Origin of the sequence: Streptomyces calidiresistens (assembly GCF_014141525.1) — a bacterium.
GTDB classification, from domain to species: Bacteria; Actinomycetota; Actinomycetes; order Streptomycetales; family Streptomycetaceae; genus Streptomyces; species Streptomyces calidiresistens.
Genome location: NZ_VKHS01000494.1, coordinates 1 through 4,244, shown reverse-complemented (window position 1 = coordinate 4,244; position 4,244 = coordinate 1). Strand labels below are relative to the sequence as shown.

Below are 4,244 nucleotides of genomic sequence, written 5' to 3'. Positions count from 1 at the left end.
AAGAGACAGGCCCCCGCCCGGGGGCCGGGCACCACACCGATCGGAGAACCTCGTGTTCCACCTTTCCGCCCTGCGCTGCGTCCTCGACTCCCTCGGCCGCCCCATCACGGTCGGCGACATCGTCACCCGCCCCGCCGACGAGGAGAACCCGCAGGCCACCGGCCGCGTGACCAAGGTCGCCCGATACCTCACCATCGAACTCCTCGACCCGACCCAGCCCATCGAGCAGGACACCGACGACGCGGACACGATCAAGGTCGAGGCCGATTCGGTCCGCCTTACCCACATGAACCGGCAGGCCAGCCCGTGGGAGCGCCACGCCGCCTACGCCTAGCAGTGCGCCGCCGACGCCGCCCGCATCGGGCGCCCGCACGACGAAGGGCACTGCGAGGCCGACCGCCTGCTCGCCGAGGGCCTGCTCTACGCCACCCTCGCCCAGCTCCACCGGCCCTGACCCACACCCCCGGCCCGGCCCCCGACCGGGGGCCGGGCACCACACCGAACCCGAGAGAGAGAACCCCATGGCCACTCGCGCCCACTGCCCCCTCGACTGCGGCTTCACCGTCCGGCTCGACCCGAACCTTCCGGAGGAGACCGACGCGCCGGAGAAGCCGGCCCGCACGGACGTCGCCTCGGACGCCATCGTCAAGCACCTCCTGGTGGAGCACCGGATCTCCCGGTCCGAGCTGGCCGGCCTCCAGTACCGGGCGCTCCGCATCTCCTGACCTCACCCCCATCGCCGGCCCGACCCCGCACCAGCGGGGCCGGGCCGGCGCACCGCACCGATCGGAGAACCCATGTCCCGCGCCGCCCGCTTCGCCGCCGTCTACGCAGCCCTCACCGCCAGCCACGAGCTGGCGGACCACTGGGTGCAAACCGACCACCAGTCCGTCCGTAAGGGACTCCATGGGCCCGAGGGCCGGACGGCGTGCCTGCGCCACGTCGCGTCCTACACCGCCACCCAGGCCCTCGCCCTGGCCGCCCTCCGGCGCCTGGACCCCGGCCTCACCCCCACCCGCATCACCGCCGCCCTCGCGATCTCCGCGGTCACCCACTACGTGGCCGACCGCCAGGGCGGGCGCTGGCGCGACCCCAACCCCCGAGGCGTCGCCCGCCTCGCCCACACCATCGGCAAGACCGGCTGGCTCACCCGAGACCCGCACGCCCCGTACCTGATGGACCAGTCATGGCACAAAGCGTGGATCGCGGTGGCCGCGGCGGTCGCCGCCGCAGGCCGGCCCTGACCCCCGGAAGGAACACGCTGATGGCCACGCGCCCGTGCCGCTCCTGCTGGGACCGCCTCCCCAAGGCGACCCGGCGAGCCCTGTCCCACCGCGGCGATTCCGCCCGCGCCCTCGCCCGACTCCGGGCCCTGTACGACCGGATAGACGAGGGCCGGCCGCTGGAGCAGATCACCATCACCTGACCCACCGATCGGCCACCGGCCTACCGGCCCGGCTCACCGTCCGGGCGCGCGGCGTGAAGTGTCGGTCACCGGTATTACGGTGGAACTGCGCTTCACGCACAAGGGGTGTGCCCCCGCCGATTCCCGCGGCGGGGGCACACCCCTCTTCTCGTGCCTGCACCAGGCAGCCCGGCCTACACCACCTCCGTCCCCTCCTCTTCGCCGTCGTCCGGCCGGCGTGCGGAAGCGTCCCGCTCCACCGTGTACGCCACCGCGAACCGCTCAGCCGGCATCCTGGTCTCGTTGACCTCGGCCACCAGCTCCCGGCCGTCCGAGCGCACCGTCGAAGTGCGGGTCACCACCAGCACCGGCGCACCCACCGGCAGCCGAAGACGCTCCCGCTCCTCTTCCGAAGCAGGCCGTGCGGAGATCGTCTCCCGCCACTCGATCGCACCCAGCACCTCCTCGATCCGGTCGTAGATCCCGCCCGGCCCCGTGTCCGCAGCACGCAGTGCGGGGATCGCGTCCGCCAGGGCCAGGGTGATGTAGCTCGTCGCGAGCTGCTCCGCAACCGTCGCGCCGGCCGGGCCCATCCCACGATCCCGCACGATGACGTCCTGGCCCCGAGGGATCCCGAGGAGATCGGCGACGTGCCCGGGCGGAACACCCAGACCCCGGCTCGGCTCGCCGACCGCCCGCCACGACTTCGCGTTCTGGTCGAAGTAGTAGCCGAGCTGGTCGCGGTAGACGTGGCGGTCGCGCACCACGACGGTCTGCTCGGGGGGCCGGCGCGCGATCGCCGGCCGCCGCGGACGGGGAGTTGCCCAGCCCCCAGAGGCCAGCAGCCGGAGCGCCTGGAGCGCCGTCCCCGGCGCCACCCCCCACTCCTCCGCAAGGGCCTTGCCAGTCGGCAGCTCCTCGCCCTCCTCGATACGCCCGGCCTCGATGTCCCGCCGTAGAGCTTCCGCGATGTCCCGGTGCCCCCCCGATGGGGGCTTCCGCCCTCTCTGTCCCATACACACCTTCCGTGAACTAGTGCAGGCATCTTGAAATAGTGTAGCCTGCTCTTGCGTACAGAGAAGCCCCGGAGCGCTGGCACGCCACCGGGGCCGACCCACCCCTTACACCCCAGATGAAGGAGAGGATCCGTGGATCACTGTAGCCCCGCTGCACCAGCTCAGCCGGCCGACGACATCGGCCTCAACCCCACCGGCCGACCCCGCCGCAGCAGCGCCGGCACCCGCCGACGCAAGGCCAAGCGCAACACCACCCGTCGAGCCGGGAGCGAGAGCGCCTGATGGGCCTCTTCCGCCGCCACAAGTGCGACTGGACCGACATCCACGCCCCCGGCAGCACCCAGCCCTCCGGCCTCCAGCAGTGCCACCGCTGCCACAGCACCCGCACCAAGCCCCAGCAGGAGGCCCGCCGATGAAGAACCAGCAGCCCTGCGAGCGGTACGCCAACGAGGAGCAGGAAAGGGCCGACAACCTCCTCCAGCGCATCACGGAGATCAAGGACAACCCCGCCTTCACCACCGAGCTGTGGCAGGCCGGCTACCACGACGCCTCCGCGAACGCTGCCGCCCACACCGAACAACCCCGAGAGTGGCGCCGATGAGCAACACCGACACCGAGCCGAAGCTCTGGACCTGCCGCCACTGCCGAACCGAGGACGAGCGCTACGGGATCTGCCAGGCGTGCGGCAAGGAAATGCAGGGCTGACCGGATGCGCCTCACCTCCCGACCCACCCTCACCGCCGCCTTCGTCGCTCTCACCGCGGTGGCCCTGCTCGCGGGCCTGTACCCGGCAGCGGTCGTCACGGCCGGGTGCGCCGCGATCTCCTGGGCCACCCACCGAACCCGATAACCCAACCCCCGCCCCCGGCCACCCGGCCGGGGGCACCACCCCGGAAGGGAACCTCCGTGTCCACCACCCGCAGCATCACCGCTGACCGCAGCGGCCCGATCACCATCGACGCCAGCCTCCTGGGCCACGGCGGCACCATCACCGTCCGCGCCGCAGCCGACTGCGAGCGCGCCACCCTCACCATCACCACCACCGACCAGGACGGCCCGGCCGCCGACGCCGTCCGAGACGCCACCCTGCGCAGCGACCACGGCCTGGTCGCCAACGTCCAGGGCAAGGGCGACACCGGCGGCACCACCGTCATCACCGGCAGCGGCCGGGGCACCCACGTCGTCCAGAACTTCGGCACCGTCACCGGCCGGGTCGTCGGCCTCCAGATCGGCGGCAACGTGGTCGGCGGGAACATCAACGTCGGCGGCGGCGACGTCTTCGTCAACGGCGTCCGGGTCAGCGGCCAGAACGCCACCATCATCCAGGGCAGCGCCCCGATCGAGATCACCGCCACGGTCCCCGAGGGCTCCTCCCTCCTGGCCCGAACCCACTCCGCGGACGTCCGGGCCGAAGGCGCCATCCTCAACGTCAGCGCCCACACCCAGTCCGGCGACGTCACCACCGGCCACGCCGCCAAGGTCACCGCCTCCACCCAGTCCGGTGACGTCCGGGTCGAGAAGGCCGCCCACATCAACGCCAAGACCCAGTCCGGGAGCCTGCGCCTCGGGCGCACCGACGTGGTCGAGGGCTCCTCAATGTCCGGCGACATCACCATCAGCGACTTCGGCGGCACCGCCCACCTCAAGAACATGTCCGGCGACATCCGCATCCACGCGACCGCCGGCGGCGACATCACCGCCTCCACCATGTCCGGCGACGTCACCGTCACCGCCACCCAGGACGCGCTCACCGACGACCTGAACGTCCAGGCCAACAGCATGTCCGGCCGCGTCAACACCCCGCCCCGCCGCCCCGGCAACGC

At 72.4% G+C, this 4,244-nt stretch carries 10 protein-coding genes; 9 read left to right on the top strand and 1 reads right to left on the bottom strand.

Annotation, left to right across the window (positions count from 1 at the left end):
- The 4 genes from FOE67_RS18350 to FOE67_RS18335 all read left to right on the top strand — a co-directional run.
- Window positions 1-334: hypothetical protein (locus FOE67_RS18350; RefSeq protein ID WP_228474019.1), on the top strand; the 334-nt coding region annotated here is incomplete at its 5' end.
- 187 nt (window positions 335-521) lie between these two features.
- The gene (locus FOE67_RS18345; protein ID WP_182665666.1) at window positions 522-725 is read left to right on the top strand and encodes a hypothetical protein; all 204 of its coding nucleotides are present in this window, start codon (window positions 522-524) and stop codon (window positions 723-725) included.
- Window positions 726-797: 72 nt separating this feature from the next.
- Complete coding sequence (locus tag FOE67_RS18340; protein WP_182665664.1) at window positions 798-1,244, top strand: hypothetical protein; 447 nt, start codon at window positions 798-800, stop codon at window positions 1,242-1,244.
- 20 nt (window positions 1,245-1,264) lie between these two features.
- Window positions 1,265-1,426: a hypothetical protein gene (locus FOE67_RS18335; protein WP_182665661.1), complete on the top strand. Its 162-nt coding sequence runs from the start codon at window positions 1,265-1,267 to the stop codon at window positions 1,424-1,426.
- A 173-nt stretch (window positions 1,427-1,599) separates the two neighbouring features.
- Here FOE67_RS18335 and FOE67_RS18330 read toward each other — a convergent pair whose 3' ends face one another.
- Window positions 1,600-2,421: a GntR family transcriptional regulator gene (locus FOE67_RS18330; protein WP_182665659.1), complete on the bottom strand. Its 822-nt coding sequence runs from the start codon at window positions 2,419-2,421 to the stop codon at window positions 1,600-1,602.
- 132 nt (window positions 2,422-2,553) lie between these two features.
- Here FOE67_RS18330 and FOE67_RS18325 point away from each other — a divergent pair, with 132 nt between their 5' ends.
- The 5 genes from FOE67_RS18325 to FOE67_RS18310 form a co-directional block, all read left to right on the top strand.
- Entirely contained in the window at window positions 2,554-2,703 is a 150-nt protein-coding gene (locus FOE67_RS18325) for a hypothetical protein (protein WP_182665657.1), read from the top strand.
- A complete protein-coding gene (locus tag FOE67_RS30125) occupies window positions 2,703-2,837 on the top strand; it encodes a hypothetical protein (RefSeq protein ID WP_267133344.1) in 135 nt (44 codons plus the stop codon). The genes FOE67_RS18325 and FOE67_RS30125 overlap by 1 nt, the downstream gene beginning before the upstream one ends.
- On the top strand, window positions 2,834-3,022 hold the full coding sequence (locus FOE67_RS18320) for a hypothetical protein (RefSeq protein WP_182665655.1): 189 nt from the start codon (window positions 2,834-2,836) through the stop codon (window positions 3,020-3,022). The genes FOE67_RS30125 and FOE67_RS18320 overlap by 4 nt, the downstream gene beginning before the upstream one ends.
- 108 nt (window positions 3,023-3,130) lie before the next feature.
- Window positions 3,131-3,271 (top strand): hypothetical protein, encoded by a 141-nt coding sequence (locus FOE67_RS18315; RefSeq protein WP_182665653.1) that lies wholly within the window; start codon window positions 3,131-3,133, stop codon window positions 3,269-3,271.
- A gap of 56 nt (window positions 3,272-3,327) precedes the next feature.
- Window positions 3,328-4,244: DUF4097 family beta strand repeat-containing protein (locus tag FOE67_RS18310; protein ID WP_182665649.1), on the top strand; the 917-nt coding region annotated here is incomplete at its 3' end.